Origin of the sequence: Microbacterium sp. UMB0228 (assembly GCF_002871415.1) — a bacterium.
Lineage (GTDB): Bacteria > Actinomycetota > Actinomycetes > Actinomycetales > Microbacteriaceae > Microbacterium.
Genome location: NZ_PNFU01000001.1, coordinates 345,201 through 360,327, shown reverse-complemented (window position 1 = coordinate 360,327; position 15,127 = coordinate 345,201). Strand labels below are relative to the sequence as shown.

11 protein-coding genes are annotated in these 15,127 nt (G+C 71.3%); 2 read left to right on the top strand and 9 right to left on the bottom strand.

The window, feature by feature from the left end; genetic code table 11:
• Positions 1–13: 13 nt before the first annotated feature.
• On the bottom strand, positions 14–2,233 hold the full coding sequence (locus CJ226_RS01845) for an NADP-dependent isocitrate dehydrogenase (protein WP_102208144.1): 2,220 nt from the start codon (positions 2,231–2,233) through the stop codon (positions 14–16).
• A 153-nt stretch (positions 2,234–2,386) separates the two neighbouring features.
• On the opposite strand from CJ226_RS01845, the gene CJ226_RS01840 reads away from it, so the two are divergent.
• On the top strand, positions 2,387–2,845 hold the full coding sequence (locus tag CJ226_RS01840; protein WP_025103788.1) for an N-acetyltransferase: 459 nt from the start codon (positions 2,387–2,389) through the stop codon (positions 2,843–2,845).
• Positions 2,846–2,930: 85 nt separating this feature from the next.
• Here the strand turns inward: CJ226_RS01840 and CJ226_RS01835 are convergent, their stop codons facing one another.
• The 8 genes from CJ226_RS01835 to CJ226_RS01800 all read right to left on the bottom strand — a co-directional run bounded on the left by CJ226_RS01835 (position 2,931) and on the right by CJ226_RS01800 (position 13,720).
• On the bottom strand, positions 2,931–3,752 hold the full coding sequence (locus tag CJ226_RS01835; protein ID WP_062635944.1) for a hypothetical protein: 822 nt from the start codon (positions 3,750–3,752) through the stop codon (positions 2,931–2,933).
• 91 nt (positions 3,753–3,843) lie between these two features.
• A complete protein-coding gene (locus CJ226_RS01830) occupies positions 3,844–5,655 on the bottom strand; it encodes an ABC transporter ATP-binding protein (RefSeq protein WP_062635942.1) in 1,812 nt (603 codons plus the stop codon).
• The gene (locus tag CJ226_RS01825; protein ID WP_062635940.1) at positions 5,652–7,598 is read right to left on the bottom strand and encodes an ABC transporter ATP-binding protein; all 1,947 of its coding nucleotides are present in this window, start codon (positions 7,596–7,598) and stop codon (positions 5,652–5,654) included. Before CJ226_RS01825 ends, CJ226_RS01830 begins: the two co-directional genes overlap by 4 nt.
• A 305-nt stretch (positions 7,599–7,903) precedes the next feature.
• A complete protein-coding gene (locus CJ226_RS01820) occupies positions 7,904–8,401 on the bottom strand; it encodes a methylated-DNA--[protein]-cysteine S-methyltransferase (RefSeq protein WP_102208143.1) in 498 nt (165 codons plus the stop codon).
• A complete protein-coding gene (locus CJ226_RS01815; RefSeq protein ID WP_102208142.1) occupies positions 8,398–9,906 on the bottom strand; it encodes a DNA-3-methyladenine glycosylase 2 family protein in 1,509 nt (502 codons plus the stop codon). The genes CJ226_RS01820 and CJ226_RS01815 overlap by 4 nt, the downstream gene beginning before the upstream one ends.
• Before the next feature lie 145 nt (positions 9,907–10,051).
• A complete protein-coding gene (gene purH / locus CJ226_RS01810) occupies positions 10,052–11,659 on the bottom strand; it encodes a bifunctional phosphoribosylaminoimidazolecarboxamide formyltransferase/IMP cyclohydrolase (RefSeq protein ID WP_102208141.1) in 1,608 nt (535 codons plus the stop codon).
• Between the two features lie 33 nt (positions 11,660–11,692).
• Positions 11,693–12,280 carry a phosphoribosylglycinamide formyltransferase gene (gene purN, locus CJ226_RS01805; RefSeq protein ID WP_102208140.1) on the bottom strand — a complete coding sequence of 196 codons (588 nt, stop codon included), beginning with the start codon at positions 12,278–12,280 and terminating at the stop codon, positions 11,693–11,695.
• Positions 12,281–12,331: 51 nt separating this feature from the next.
• Positions 12,332–13,720 (bottom strand): DUF6350 family protein, encoded by a 1,389-nt coding sequence (locus CJ226_RS01800; RefSeq protein ID WP_219719841.1) that lies wholly within the window; start codon positions 13,718–13,720, stop codon positions 12,332–12,334.
• Positions 13,721–13,811: 91 nt separating this feature from the next.
• Here CJ226_RS01800 and CJ226_RS01795 point away from each other — a divergent pair.
• Positions 13,812–15,127, top strand: a 1,316-nt coding sequence (locus CJ226_RS01795; protein WP_102208139.1) for an NCS2 family permease, incomplete at its 3' end; no start/stop codon positions are given.

Genomic DNA, 15,127 nt, shown 5'->3' with positions numbered 1-15,127 from the left:
CCTTCTCGTCGTCTCAGCGCAGGGCGTCGACGATCTCGTTGAGCGTCGTGGACGGGCGCATGACCGCCTCGACGAGCTTCTCGTCCGGACGGTAGTAGCCGCCGATCTCCACCGGGGAGCCCTGCACCGCGTTCAGCTCGGAGACGATCGTCTCCTCGTTCGCGGCGAGCTTCTCGGCGATGGGCGCGAAGGCGGCGGCGAGCTCCGGGTCCTTCGTCTGCGTCGCCAGCTCCTGCGCCCAGTACAGGCCGAGGTAGAAGTGGCTGCCGCGGTTGTCGATCGTGCCGAGAGCACGGCCGGGCGAGCGGTCCTCCTCGAGGAAGGTGCCGGTCGCGGCGTCGAGCGTCTCCGCGAGCACGCGGGCCTTCTCGTTGCCCGTGCGGTCGGCGAAATGCTCGAGGGAGGCCGCCAGCGCGAAGAACTCGCCCAGCGAGTCCCAGCGCAGGTAGTTCTCCTCGACCAGCTGCTGCACGTGCTTCGGAGCCGAGCCACCGGCGCCCGTCTCGAACAGTCCGCCGCCGGCGAGCAGCGGCACGATCGAGAGCATCTTGGCGCTCGTGCCGACCTCGAGGATCGGGAACAGGTCGGTGAGGTAGTCGCGCAGCACGTTGCCGGTCACCGAGATGGTGTCCAGGCCGTGACGCATGCGGGCGAGCGTGTACCGCGTCGCCTCCTCCGGCGCGAGGATCGTGATCGTCAGGCCCTTGGTGTCGAGCGTGGCGAGACCCTGGTGCACCTTCGCGATGATCTGCGCGTCGTGCGAGCGGTTCGCGTCGAGCCAGAACACGGCCGGGGCACCCGTCGCGCGGGCGCGGCCGACCGCGAGCTTGACCCAGTCCATGACCGGGATGTGCTTGGTCTGCGTCGCACGCCAGATGTCGCCCGCGCCGACCTCGTGCTCGATGAGGACGGTGCCCTCGCTGTCGAGCACCTGGACGATGCCGTCCGCCGCGATCTCGAACGTCTTGTCGTGGCTGCCGTACTCCTCGGCCGCCTGCGCCATGAGACCCACGTTCGGCACGGTGCCGATGGTGGCGGGGTCGAGCGGGCCGTTCGCGATCACATCGTCGATCACGGCCTGGTAGACGCTCGCGTAGGAGGAGTCGGGGATGACCGCGATCGTGTCGGCCTCCTCGCCGTCCTTGCCCCAGAGCTTGCCGCCGTTGCGGACGAGGGCGGGCATGGACGCGTCGACGATGACATCGCTCGGCACGTGCAGGTTCGTGATCCCTTTGTCGGAGTTCACGTACGACAGGCGCGGCCCTTCCGCGATGGCCTTGTCGAACGCCGCGGCGATCTCCTCGCCACCCGCGACGGTGGCCAGGCCGGCGAGGATCGAGCCGAGGCCGTCGTTCGCGCTGAGCCCGGCCTCGGCGAGCTGGGTACCGTACTGGTCGAAGACGTCCTTGAAGAACGCCTTCACGACGTGACCGAAGATGATCGGGTCGCTGACCTTCATCATGGTCGCCTTGAGGTGCACCGAGTAGAGCACGTCGTCGGCCTTGGCCTCCGCGAGGGTGTCGGCGAGGAACGCGTCCAGCTCCTTCGCGGACAGGAACGTCGCGTCGATGATCTCGCGCGGGAGGACCTTGAGCCCCTCCTTGAGGACCGTGACGGTGCCGTCCTTCGCGGTGTGGCGGAAGGAGAGGACGTCGTCGTGAGCGGCGACCCACGAGCGCTCGTTGTGCTTGAAGTCGTCGTGGCCCAGGGTGGCGACGCGGGTCTTGGAGCCCTCCGCGAACGGCTTGTTGCGGTGCGGGTGCTTCTTGGCGTAGTTCTTCACCGCCAGCGGGGCCCGGCGGTCGCTGTTGCCCTCGCGCAGCACCGGGTTCACGGCGGAGCCCTTGATGCGGTCGTAGCGGGCGCGGATGTCCTTCTCCTCCAGCGACGAGGGCTCGTCCGGGAAGTCGGGGATGTCGTACCCCTGCTGCTGCAGCTCCGCGATGGCCGCCTTGAGCTGCGGGATCGACGCCGAGATGTTCGGCAGCTTGATGATGTTGGCCTCGGGGAGGGTGGCGAGGCCGCCCAGCTCCGCCAGCGCGTCGCCGACCTGCTGCTCGGGGGTGAGCTTCTGCGGGAAGGCGGCGAGGATGCGGCCGGCCAGAGAGATGTCCCGCGTCTCGAACTCGATGCCCGCCTGGCCCGTGTAGGCCTGGACGATCGGCAGGAACGAGGCGGTGGCCAGTGCCGGTGCCTCGTCGGTGTAGGTGTAGATGATGGCGTCGTCGGTCACCGGGAGGTTCTCCGTTCACGAGGTCTATTTGTCTCGATACCAAGATACCTGAGCGGCGTCGGCCCCGAAGCGGCGGCCCCGAGGGAGGCACCCGGTCCGTGAAAAGTCCTCCCGAGTGATGAATGCGGTGACCGGAGGGGCTAGCCTGGGGACATGTCCGAACTGCGCATGGTCGAACTCTCCGCCGCGACGATCGTCGCCGTGAACAACCTGTCGCTCAAGCCCGGACAGGAGCAGTTCCTCGCCCCCGTCTCGTACGGCATCGCGGCCACCGTCATCAACCCGCAGACCTCCTGGCAGCGGGTGATCCTGGACCGCAACGAGGTCGTGGGCTTCGTGAGCGCCAACTTCGACGACGAGGCCCCGGAGGAGCACTTCCGCTCCGTGCTGTGGCGCATCAACGTCGACGCGGACGACCAGGGTCGCGGTGTCGGCCGCTTCGCCGTGGAGAGCCTCATCGACGAAGCGCGCAACCGCGGCGTCGACCACGTCAACGTCATCTACGAAGCCGGCGAGGACGGCCCGGAGGCGTTCTTCCGGCGCGTCGGCTTCACCCCCGTCGGGGAGACGGCCTACGGCGAGGTCATCGCCGAGATCCGGGTCCCCTCCTGAGACCGGCGGCGGGGTCTCGAATCCCCTCCCCCATCGAGACTCCGTCGCCCTCGGATTCCGCCGGGCGGCGCGACCTCGATCCCTCTCAGCGCTGACCGCTGTCGCCCGGAGGCGTGCCCTTCCCCCGGCGGCTGTTCCACGCGGCGAGCGCAGACGCGGCAGCTCCGGCCGCCCGGTCGATGGCCTCCGCAGACCGGTGCAGCATGTCCTGCGCGGCGTCCTGCCAGGCCGGAGTCGGCGGCGCCTCCCCCGTCTGCACCTTCGCGGCGTGCTCGGCGGCCTCGAACGCCCGCTCCAGCTCGGCGACGGCGTCGCGGTAGGCCGCGTACTCGGCGGCGGTCACGCGGCCCGTCGTCTGCCGACGCGCCTCGACCGCCGCGCCGGCCGCCCGCAGGTAGGCGGCCGTCTCCGGGCGCTTCACGTCCGTCATCTCGGGATAAGTGATCTGCAGCGCGGGGTCGGTCTCGTACCGCATCCACCGCGCCGTCACTGCCTCGTGCTCCGCGTACAGCCGCTCCAGCGGCCGCGGGGCGGAGCCGGCGGGGATCGCGGCCCGGGCGGCGTTCACCCTGACTCGTCGGGCGCGGACGTCGGCCGCCGCTGCCCTGGCATCGCGTTCGCGCTCCTTGAGCATGCGCCGGGCGCCGGCCACCTGCTCGGCGCTCGCGCGCTGCGCGGCCCGTTCGGCGGAGACCCGGGCGAGGTCGGCTCGCGCCACCTTCAGCGCCGTCCGTCGGACCACCGCGCGCTGCTGCGCCTCACGGAGGTCGTGCCGCGCGGCGTCGTACTCCAGACGGCGGCCGCTGCGGGTGTTGCGACGACGCACCCCGATCGCGCCCGCGGTCACCCCGGCGGCGGCGGTCGGCGCGAGCCACCACCACTCCGCGACGAGGAGGAAGGGGTCCATCCTTCGATGCTACCGATCGCGGCGCGCCCGCGCCCCGACGCAGCGGCCCCGGCATCCGTGCGGATGCCGGGGCCGCTGTCGCGTCAGCGCGTCAGACGAGCGTCTCCTGCCAGGCCGCGTGCAGCTGGGCGAACTTCCCGGTGCCGCCGATCAGGGCGGCCGGGGTGTCGTCCTCGATGATCCGGCCGTGCTCCATCACGAGCACCCGATCCGCGATCGCCACCGTCGAGAGCCGGTGCGCGATGATGATCGCCGTCCGGTCGGCCAGCAGCGTCTGCAGCGCGTCCTGGATCAACCGCTCGGACGGGATGTCCAGCGAGGCCGTCGCCTCGTCGAGGATCAGCACCGCCGGGTCGGCGAGGAAGGCGCGGGCGAACGAGATGAGCTGGCGCTGCCCCGCCGAGACACGACCACCGCGCTTGTTCACGTCGGTGTCGTACCCGTCCGGCAGCGCAGAGATGAACGCGTCGGCGCCCACCGCCCGTGCCGCCTCGCGGATCTCGTCCAGCGTCGCGTCCGGGCGCCCGAGCGCGATGTTGTCGGCCACGGTCCCGCTGAACAGGTACGCCTCCTGCGTGACCATGACGATCGCCCGGCGGAGATCCTTCGGGTGCAGCGACCGGAGATCGACGCCGTCGAGCGTCACCGTCCCCGCGGAGGGGTCGTAGAACCGCGAGATGAGCTTGGCCAGCGTGGACTTGCCCGCCCCCGTCGTCCCGACCAGCGCGATGGTCTGCCCGGCCGGGATGTCGAGCGAGAAGTTGGGCAGGATCGTCTTGTCCTCGTTGTACGCGAACGTGACCTCGTCGAAGCGGATGTGCCCGCGGGACTCCCAGAGGTCGACCGGCTTCTCGGGGTCCGGCACCGTCGGGACCTCCTCCAGGACGCCCGACACCTTCTCCAGCGCCGCGGTGGCGGACTGGTAGGAGTTGAGGAACATCGCGATCTCCTGCATCGGAGCGAAGAAGTTGCGCACGTAGAGCACGGCGGACAGCAGCACGCCGACCGTGAGCGCTCCTTCCGAGACCCGGATGCCGCCCCACAGCACGACGACGCCGAGCACGAGCGCCGCGACGCCCATGAGGCCCGGCTCGAACGTGCCGAACAGCAGCATCGAGCGACGGTTCACATCCCGGTACTCGCCGGCCACACCCTGGAAGGCCTCGTCGTTGCGCGGCTCCTTCCGGAAGGCCTTGACCGCGCGGATGCCCGTCATGGTCTCCACGAACTGGACGATCACCTTCGCGCTGATCACCCGGGACTCGCGGTACACGAGCTGCGAGCGCGAGTAGAACCAGCGCATGAGGAAGAACAGCGGGATGCCGCCGATCGCGAGGATCAGACCGGACTGCCAGTCCCACACGCACAGCGCGATGAAGGTGAAGACACCGAAGAGCACGCCGGAGACGAGCTCGTTCAGGCCGCCGTCGAGGAGCTCCTTGATGGAGTCCAGGTCGCTCGTCTGGCGCGAGATGATCCGCCCCGAGGTGTACGACTCGTGGAACTCCAGGCTCAGGCGCTGGGTGTGCAGGAAGATGCGCTTGCGCAGGTCCAGCAGGACGGCCTGAGTCAGCTTCGCCGCGATGATGACGTACCAGGCGATGAGCACGGCGGCGAGAGCACCCGCGAGCAGGTAGATCCCGCCGACGACGAACGTCGGCATCCAGTCGGCGTCGTCGAGCACCGCGGGGAGCGCCCGGTCGAGGCCGATGCTGATGAGGATCGGCCCCGCCACCTGCAGCGCCGTCGAGATGACGAGCACGGTCGCGGCGAGCACGATCTGCGGCTTGAGCGGACGCACGAGCGAGCCGAGCAGCCGCAGCGAGCGGCGGCGGATCGCCCTGCTCTCCTCCGTGGTGAGGCGGGAGCGGTCCTCGTCCTGGGTTCCGGTGAGGGAGCTCATCGCTGCACCTCCTCTCCTGCGAATCGGGGGGCGCCTCCCGGCGCCTCGTCATCGGCCTCCTCGCGGATGCCGTCCTGCACGGTCTCGTGGATCTCGGCCTGCTCGTCGCGGATGATCGGGATGGCACCGGTGCGGGCGGCCTCCTCGGCTTCCAGACTGGAGATGACATGCCGGTAGTGGCGGCTCGTCCTCAGCAGCTCGGCGTGCGTGCCGACGGCGGTGATCCGGCCGTCCTCGAGCAGCGCCACGCGGTCGGCGAGGGCCACGGTGGACGGACGATGCGCGACGATCATCGCGGTGGTGTCGGCGAGCACGTGCCGCAGCGCCTCCTCGACGAGCGCCTCGGTGTCGACGTCCAGCGCCGACAGCGGATCGTCGAGGACGAGGACCCGGGGGTTGGCGGCCACGGCACGGGCCAGCGCGAGCCGCTGGCGCTGTCCGCCGGACAGGCTCAGTCCCTCCTCGCCGATCACCGTCTCGACGCCCTCGGGGAGCGTGTCGACGAAGGCGGCCTGGGCCACGTCGAGCGCCTCGCGCAGGACGCGCTCGGCTTCGGGGCTGTGCACGTCGAGGTCAGCGCGTCCGAGCAGGACGTTCTCGCGGACCGACGCCGAGAAGAGCGTCGCGTCCTCGAACGCCATCGCGATGTGCTCCCGGAGCTCGGCGAGCGTCAGGTCGCGCACGTCGACGCCGTCCAGAGTGACCCGGCCTCCCGTCACGTCGTACAGCCGCGTCGGCAGCGTCGTCAGCGTCGTCTTGCCGCTGCCGGTGAGCCCGACGAGCGCCATGGTCTCCCCCGGCCGCAGCACGAGGTCGATGCCGTCGAGCAGGTCCCGCTCGTCGGCGGCCGCGTCCTGGTACCGGAAGTGCGCGTTCTCGAACGCGAGCTCGCCGCGCGGGTTCTCGATGTGCACCGGGTTCTCCGGATCGGTGATGGTGTTCGTCTCCGAGAAGATGTCGAAGACGCGGTCCGTCGCCGTGCGCGCGTCGAGCATGAACGAGAACAGGAAGCCGATCGACTCGATCGGCCAGCGGAGCACGACGGCCATCGCGAAGAAGGCGAAGAGCTCCGCCGACGTGATCGCGTCCTGCGAGATGAGCCAGATGCCCGACATGAGGCTGAGGCCGAAGGCGATCTGCGGCATGAGGTCGAGCCAGAACCAGATCGAGGCGATGGCCCCGGCCTTGCTCATCTCGGTCTCGCGCAGCGTCTCGGCCTGACGGCTGAAGCGGCGGAGGGCGTGCGTGCCGCGGCCGAACGCCTTGAGCACGCGGATGCCGTGCACGCTCTCCTCGACGCTGGTGGCGAGATCGCCCGCCTGGTCCTGGCTGCGGCGGGTGAGCGCGCCGTAGCGCTTCTCGAACAGGTAGCCGCGGATCCACAGCGGGATCGCCGTCACGAGGAAGATCGTGCCCAGCAGCCAGTGCCAGCGGAACAGCAGCACCGAGCCGATGAGGATCGTCAGCACGTTCACGACCAGCAGCACGAGGCCGAAGGCGAGCCACCGGCGGATGAGGCCGATGTCCTGCATCATGCGGCTCAGCAGCTGCCCTGACTGCCACCGGTCGTGGAACGCGACGGGAAGCGTCTGCAGGCGCGAGTAGAGCTCGGTGCGCATGCGGTACTCCACCTGCGTGGCGGGGAAGAGCACGAACTGCCGGCGGAGCCACACCATGAGCGCCTCGCCGAGGCCGAGGGCGAACACGGCGAGCGCTCCCCAGATGATCGCGTCGAGCGCTCCGGACTGCACCGGCCCGCCGATGATCTGCTCGAGCACGATGGGGATCATCAGGGCGATGAGCGCGGCCGCGAGCGCGCTGGCGGCACCGCCGGCGAGGCGCCAGATGACGGGCTTCACGAACGGCTTGAGCCGCCACAGCGCGGCGGGCGTGGAGAGGGAGGACGAGGGGGACGGGTTCTGCGCGGAAGACGAGGAAGACATGTCTCTCAGAGGAGTCGAAGGGGAGAAGAGCGGGGAACGGATGCGAGAGCGGGCTCACTGAGCCCGGCATCCGGTGCAGAAGAGGGGCGGAGGCTCTAGGAGAGCGGGCGCGCCGGGGTCGAGCCGAGGGTGGCGATCCGCGCGGTGGCGATCGTGGTCATGGTGTCCTCCTCAAGGGCTCGGCGAGGTCGTCCGGTTGGCGCGACAGCCCATCAGCCTATTCCTGTGAACCAGCTGAGCGCAAGGGGAATTCCCGGGACGCCGAAGAGCCCGCTCCGTGCGGGGCGGGCTCTTCGTATCGGAGGTCAGCGGGCGGCGCGCTCCCGCGCCAGAAGGCTCTCCTTCACCGGGAGCCCCCACGCGAAGCCGCCGAGGGAGCCGTCCGTGCGGAGCACCCGATGGCAGGGCACGAACAGCGCCGGGGCGTTGCGGGCGCAGATCGACGCCGCGGCCCGCACCGCCTGCGGATTGCCGAGCCGGGCCGCGAAGCCGGTGTAGGTCAGGGGCTCCCCCGGCGCGATGCCGCGGAGCGCCGCCCAGCCGGCGAGCTGGAGGGCGGTGCCCGTCTGCGCGACCGCGACCCCGTCGATCGCCGTGACGTCACCCGCGTAGTACGCGCCGACCGCGTCGGCCGCCTCCGTCTCCGCGTCGCGCACGGCGTCGGGGCGGACGCGGGCGGGAAGACGTCCGAGGATCGCCTCGACGTCGTCGGTCCATCCGGACACGAGCACCCGCTGGCGCTCGTCGGCGAGGATCGTGAAGGGACCGTCGGGGGTGTCGAGGGTCTGGATGAGAGCGGTCATGAGGTCTCCTCGGTGTCGGATGCGATGTCGCGGGCGGGCCGGACGGCGGATCTGCGCCGCGGTCCGGCGGGACGGATCGGGGCGGCACGCCACAGATGCGCGCTGAGGTAGCTCCGCCACGGCGCGGTGCGCTCCGCCCAGGCGGTGAGGGCCTTCGGGTCGGCGGGCAGCCCGGACGCGGCGGCACCGGCACGGAGAGCCACGTCGCCGGGGAGCAGCACGTCCGGATCGCCGAGCACCCGCATCCGCACGTAGTCGGCGGTCCAGGGTCCGATCCCCGGCATCGCGAGGAGGGCGGCGCGCTGTGTCGGACCGTCATCCCCCACGGTGAGGGTCAGGCTCCCGTCCGCCAAGGCCGCGGCGGCTCCCGTGATGGCGCGGATCCGGGCGGCGGGCCCGCGCAGCACCTCGGCCCCGTGCGCCGCGATGGCCGACATCGTCGGGAACAGCAGGCCGTCGGGGGTCCGCTCCCCCAGCGCGTCGGTGAGGGCGGTGAGCGCGGTGCGGGCGGCGACGACCGTGATCTGCTGCCCGATCATCGCGCGGATGAGCATCTCGTGCGGATCGGCAGCCCCGGGCACGCGGATGCCGGGGGTCCGCGCGACCAGGGGGGCGAGGGGCGGGTGCGCGGCCAGGGCCTCGTCGACCGCGAGCGGGTCCGCGTCGAGGTCGAAGATGCGGCGCGCGGTCGCCACGAGCGGTGCGAGGTCGCTGAGCTGCGCGACCCGCGCACGGAGGCGGAGACGGTCCGCCTCGTCCTGGCGCACCTCGAACCACGCGGGGCCGCCCGGCATCCGGAGGTGCCGGGAGAACGAGGTCGCCGTGGTCTCCTCGACCCCCGTCACGGCCCGCGCCGCCATCCAGGCGAAGACCCCGGCGGCATCCAACGGCCCCCGATACGGCAGGACGAGGTCGATCGTTCCGGGTACGGCCGCGGAGGGCGTGCGGCGGCGGGCGCGCAGCTCCCCCGGCGTGAGATCGAACACCTCGCGGATCGTGTCGTTGCCCTGACGGATGCTGTGGAAACCGGCGGCGAAGGCGACGTCCGCGATGGGCATGTCGGTGCCCACGAGGAGCATGCGGGCCGTGTGGGCGCGGTGCGCTCGCGCGAGTGCGAGCGGTCCGGCGCCGAGCTCGGTCGTCAGCAGCCGCGTGAGGTGACGGCTCGAGTAGCCGAGCCGCGACGCGAGTCCTGGCACGCCCTCGCGCTCGACCACGCCGGACGCGATCAGGCGCATGGCCCGCGCGGCCGTGTCTCCGCGGACGTCCCAGGCGGGCGACCCGGGGGCGGCCTCCGGCAGGCACCGCTTGCACGCGCGGTAGCCGGCCTCGTGCGCCGCGGCACTCGTCGGATAGAACGTGACGTTCTGCGGCTTCGGGGTGCGCGCGGGGCAGCTGGGCCGGCAGTAGATCCCGGTCGAGCGCACGGCGGTGACGAACTGCCCGTCGAAGCGGGTGTCCCGAGCGCTGATCGCCCGGTAGCGCTCGTCGAAGGAGGGGTTCATGTCCTCCACTCTCTCACCCCCGCACGGCTACGGCTGGCGGAAATCGGACATCGCGGTTCCCTCCCCCGAGACCCCGCCTACGCGCCGAGACCCCGGCGCGCAGACGTGCGCACGCTGGGGCCTCGGCGGAAGACCGGGGTGTCGGTCAGTGGAAGAAGTGACGCTCCCCCGTGAAGAACATCGTGACGCCGGCCTTGCGCGCGGCGTCGACGACCTCCTCGTCCCGCACGGAGCCGCCGGGCTGCACGATCGCCGTGACACCCGCGTCGATGAGCACCTGCGCACCGTCCGCGAACGGGAAGAACGCGTCGGACGAGGCGACGGATCCGGCGGCACGATCTCCCGCACGCTCCACCGCGAGGCGGCACGAGTCGACGCGATTGACCTGGCCCATGCCGACGCCGACCGTCGCGTTGTCCTTCGCCAGCACGATCGCGTTCGACTTCACGGCCCGGCAGGCCTTCCACGCGAAGATCAGGTTCTCCATCTCCTCGTCGCTCGGACGCTCCCCCGACACGAGCTCCCAGTTCTTGGCGACGGAGACGATGTCGTCCGGGAAGCGGTCCGCGTCCTGGAGCAGGAGGCCGCCGGACACGAGGCGCACGTCCATGCGCTCCTGCTGCCAGTCCTCGGGGAGCTGCAGCAGACGCAGGTTCTTCTTCGCCTTGAACACCTCGAGGGCCGCGGGCTCGAACGACGGCGCGACGATGACCTCGGTGAAGATGTCCTTGAGGTTCTCGGCCATCTTCAGCGTCACGGTGCCGTTCGCGGCGATCACGCCGCCGTACGCCGACACGGGGTCGCACTCATGGGCGCGGAGGTGCGCGCTCGCGATCGGGTCGAGGGCGTTCGGCGCGGTCGTGGCGATCCCGCAGGGGTTCGCGTGCTTGATGATCGCCACCGCCGGCTTGACCATGTCGTAGGCGGCGCGCAGGGCGGCGTCCGCGTCGACGTAGTTGTTGTACGACATCTCCTTGCCCTGCAGCTGGGTGGCCTGGGCGATGCCGTGGCCCCCGGCGCGGGTGTAGATGGCCCCGCGCTGGTGGGAGTTCTCCCCGTAGCGGAGGGTGGCGAGGCGCTCGGCCTGGATCGTCAGGTGCGCCGGGAGGTCGCCCGGGTCGTTGAGGGTGCCCTCGGCGAACCACTGCGCGACGGCCGTGTCGTAGGCCGCGGTGTGCGCGAACGCCCGCGCCGCGAGCTCCCGCCGCTGGGCGAGCGAGGTGCCGCCCTGCGCCACGGCCGCGATGATCGCCGGGTAGGACTGCGGCGACACGACGATCGCGACGTTGGCGTGGTTCTTCGCCGCCGCACGCACCATGGCGGGGCCGCCGATGTCGATCTGCTCCACCACGTCGTCGCCCTCGGCGCCGGAGGCCACGGTCTCCACGAACGGGTAGAGGTTGACGACGACGAGCTCGAACGGCGCGATGTCGAGGTCGGCGAGCTGCCGCTCGTGGTCCTCCAGGCGCAGGTCGGCGAGCAGGCCTCCGTGCACCTTCGGGTGCAGCGTCTTGACCCGGCCGTCGAGCATCTCGGCGACACCGGTGACCGCGGCCACGTCGGTCACCTCGAAGCCGGCGTCGCGGATGGTGGACGCCGTCGACCCGGTCGAGACGATCTCGATGCCCGCCTCGGCGAGCGCGGCGGCGAGCACGAGCAGGTCGGTCTTGTCGCTGACCGAGACGAGAGCGCGCCGGATCGGCACGGTGTCGCGATCGCGGTAGAGCGTGGGGTCGTGGCGGGGGCCGGCCATGATGGGCTCCTTCGTGCGGGGGCGTCGGGGGGGTCAGGGGGCGGAGGTCAGGGCGAGGTCGCCGGTCGCGATGCGCCGGACGACGTCGATGAGGAGCCGGCGCTCGACCGGCTTGATGCGCTCGTGCAGCGTGTGCTCGGTGTCGTCGGCCCGGATCGGCACGCGCTCCTGGGCGAGGATGGGGCCGGTGTCGACCCCGTCGTCCACGACGATCACGCTGGCGCCCGTCTCCCGGACGCCCGCGGCGAGGGCGTCGCGGACGCCGTGCGCTCCGGGGAACTCCGGGAGGTACGCGGGATGGGTGTTGATGATCCGCGGCGCATAGGCGGCGACGAGGGAGGACGGCAGCAGCCGCATGAGGCCGCTGAGCACCACGAGGTCCGGCGACCAGACGGCGAGCTGACGGCCCAGCTCCTCGCCCCACGCCTCGCGGCTCTCGTGCTCGTGCCACGGCACGGTGAAGCTGGGGATGCCGAACTCCTCGGCATAGGCCAGCCCGTCGGCTTCGCGATCCGCCCCGACGACGACGACGCGCGCCGGGAAATCGGGGTGACGAGCGGCCTCGAGGAGGGCGCGAAGGTTCGAGCCGGCGCCCGAGATGAGTACGGCGACCGTGAGCACGCGCCCAGTCTACCGGCGTGCCGCATAGGCGCCGTCCCGGCCCGGGGCCGGTCAGGGCCGCGAGGGGCGACCGTCCTCGACGGGTCCGCGCGGTGTCCCACGGTCGCGCAGCGCGTCCAGCGGCGCGGTGTCCCCGGAGGACGCGAAGCCCGGGTGCGGGCTCCGGTCGTCGCCGGCGTCCTCGGAGGCCAGCGTGGACATCTCGGCGATCCAGCGGTCCGTGCGCTCTTCGGCGAGTTCATCCCGGTGACGGGGCGACAGCAGCAGGATCGCCGCACCCACGAGGACCTCCGCGCCGAGGGACAGCGCGAACGGCAGCACCGCCGGACCGACCGTCCCGAGGCGTCCCGGCCCCATCGACCCGTTCGCGAACATCGCGGCGAGCGCGGCGACACCGGCTGCGACCGCAGCGATCCCCACGGCGATCGCGGTCCGCTGCGGGATGCCGAGCGGTGTCCCCTCCCACACCAGACGCGAGCGGACGGCCCACCCCGCGAATGCGCCGGCGGCCACGGGGATCAGGACCACGATGAGCATCCAGATCGAGGAGTTCTCCGGCAGCAGACCGAACGCCGGGATGCCGGGCACGACGCCGAGCTGGGTGCCGGCGGGCGACACCGCGGTCCCCGCACCGACCGCGAACCCGGGGCCGGCCAGCCATGCAGCCGCCCACACCACGAAGGTCGGCAGGTACGCGAGCTGCCCGAGGGTCAGCACGGTCGCCCCGAGGGCGTCGACCCGCGTCGCCTGGAACAGCGCGACGACCTCTCCGCCGCGCGTGAGGACCGACAGGGCGACGGCCAACGCGGCGGCTCCCGTCACGCCCACGAGCGCGAACGCGGCGCCGCGCACGATCGAGGACGGCACCGGCGCCCAGTCCTCCCTGGCGTCCATGACGTCGTGGACACGGTCGAGCAGTCCGCCGTCGCCGTCCTCCCACGCGACCCGCACGGCGCCGCACACCGCGCCCACGAGGTACACGGCGGTGGGCAGCAGGATGGCGAGAGCCGGCGGGACCCGTGCGGCGCCGAGCGCCGATGTGACGGCGACGACCGTGGAGATGACGGCGAAGACGACGGTCCCCGACAGTGATCCCAGCAGCCATGCCCCGGAGCGCGCCGCGCGGCCCCCGGAGCGCGCGGCGAAGAGCAGGGTGAGGAGCAGGAAGGCCAGCGGCGTGACCGAGACGGCGAACCGCGCGGCGTCTGCGGGGATCGCCAGGGCGACGAGCAGCGTGTCCGGGATCGTGATCTCCAGGGGGACGCCGTGGCCGAACTCCCAGAGCGTGCCGGTGAGCGGCCAGAGTGCGCCCCAGTCGGCGGTGATCCCGAAGGCCAGCGTCCAGAGAAGCGTCAACGGCGCCAGCAGCACGACGAGCCCGATGGCCGCCGCGATGGCGGCATCGAGGGCGGCGAGGAGCGCGACGAGGAGGCGTTGCATAGCGCTTCCGAGACTACGACGAGTTCCTTCCCGTCCCCCGTGGGCGCGCGCGGGGGCGGCGACACGGTAGCGTTTCTCCGGAGGTTTCCCGATGACAACTGCCCCGCCCGCCCCGGCGTCCACCGGCCCCACCGGTACCCTGGACCGCTTCTTCGAGATCAGCAAGCGCGGATCGACGATCGGCACCGAGATCCGTGGAGGCCTCGTGACGTTCGTCACGATGGCCTACATCGTGATCCTGAACCCGATCATCCTGGCCGGAAAGCCGGACGTCGCCGGCGACATGCTCGACTTCAACGCCGTCGGCGCCGCGACGGCCCTGACCGCCGGCATCATGACGATCCTCTTCGGCGTCGTCACCCGTCTGCCGTTCGGTTTCGCCGCCGGTCTCGGCATCAACGCCTTCGTCGCGTTCTCCGTCGTCGGCCAGGTCACCTGGCCCGAGGCGATGGCGCTCGTGATGGTCAACGGCGTCGTGATCGTGCTCCTCGCCGCCACCGGGCTGCGGAAGGCGATCTTCGACGCCGTGCCGTTCCAGCTGAAGATCGCGATCACGGTCGGCATCGGCCTCTTCATCGCGTTCATCGGGTTCGTCAACTCCGGCTTCGTCACCGCGACCGGCGCCTCGTCCCCGCCCGTCGGCCTCGGCGTCAACGGCTCCGTCGCCACCGTGCCGAGCCTGCTGTTCGTGATCACCCTGCTCCTCACGGGCATCCTCGTCGCACTCCGCATCAAGGGCGGCATGCTCATCGGCCTCATCGGCGGCACCGTGCTCGCGGTCGTCGTCGAGGCGATCTGGCACATCGGCGCCCGCGGCGTCGACGATGAGGGCAATGTCGTCAACCCCGGCGGCTGGGGTCTCACCGTCCCGGCGCTGAACGGCTCCCCCGTCAGCGTCCCCGACCTGAGCCTCATCGGCGCCGTCGACTTCTCGTTCGACCTCGGCAAGGTCAGCCTCGTCGCGCTCGTGATGATCGTCTTCACGCTCCTCTTCACGAACTTCTTCGACGCCATGGGCACCATGACGGGTCTGGCGAAGGAGGCGAACCTCGCCGACGACAACGGCGACTTCCCGCGCATCAAGTCGGCGCTGGTGGTCGAGGGCGTCGGAGCGATCGCCGGTGGTGCGACCTCGTCGTCCTCCAGCACGGTCTTCATCGAGTCCGGCGCCGGCATCGGCGAGGGCGCCCGCACGGGACTGGCGAACGTCGTGACGGGCATCGTGTTCCTCATCGCGATGTTCCTCACCCCGCTGACCTCGATCGTCCCGACCGAGATCGCCGCCGCGGCCCTGATCATCGTGGGCGCCATGATGATGGCGCAGATCCGGCACATCGACTTCGGCGACTTCCGGGTGCTGCTGCCGGTGTTCCTCACGGTCTCCGTCATGCCGCTGACGTACTCGAT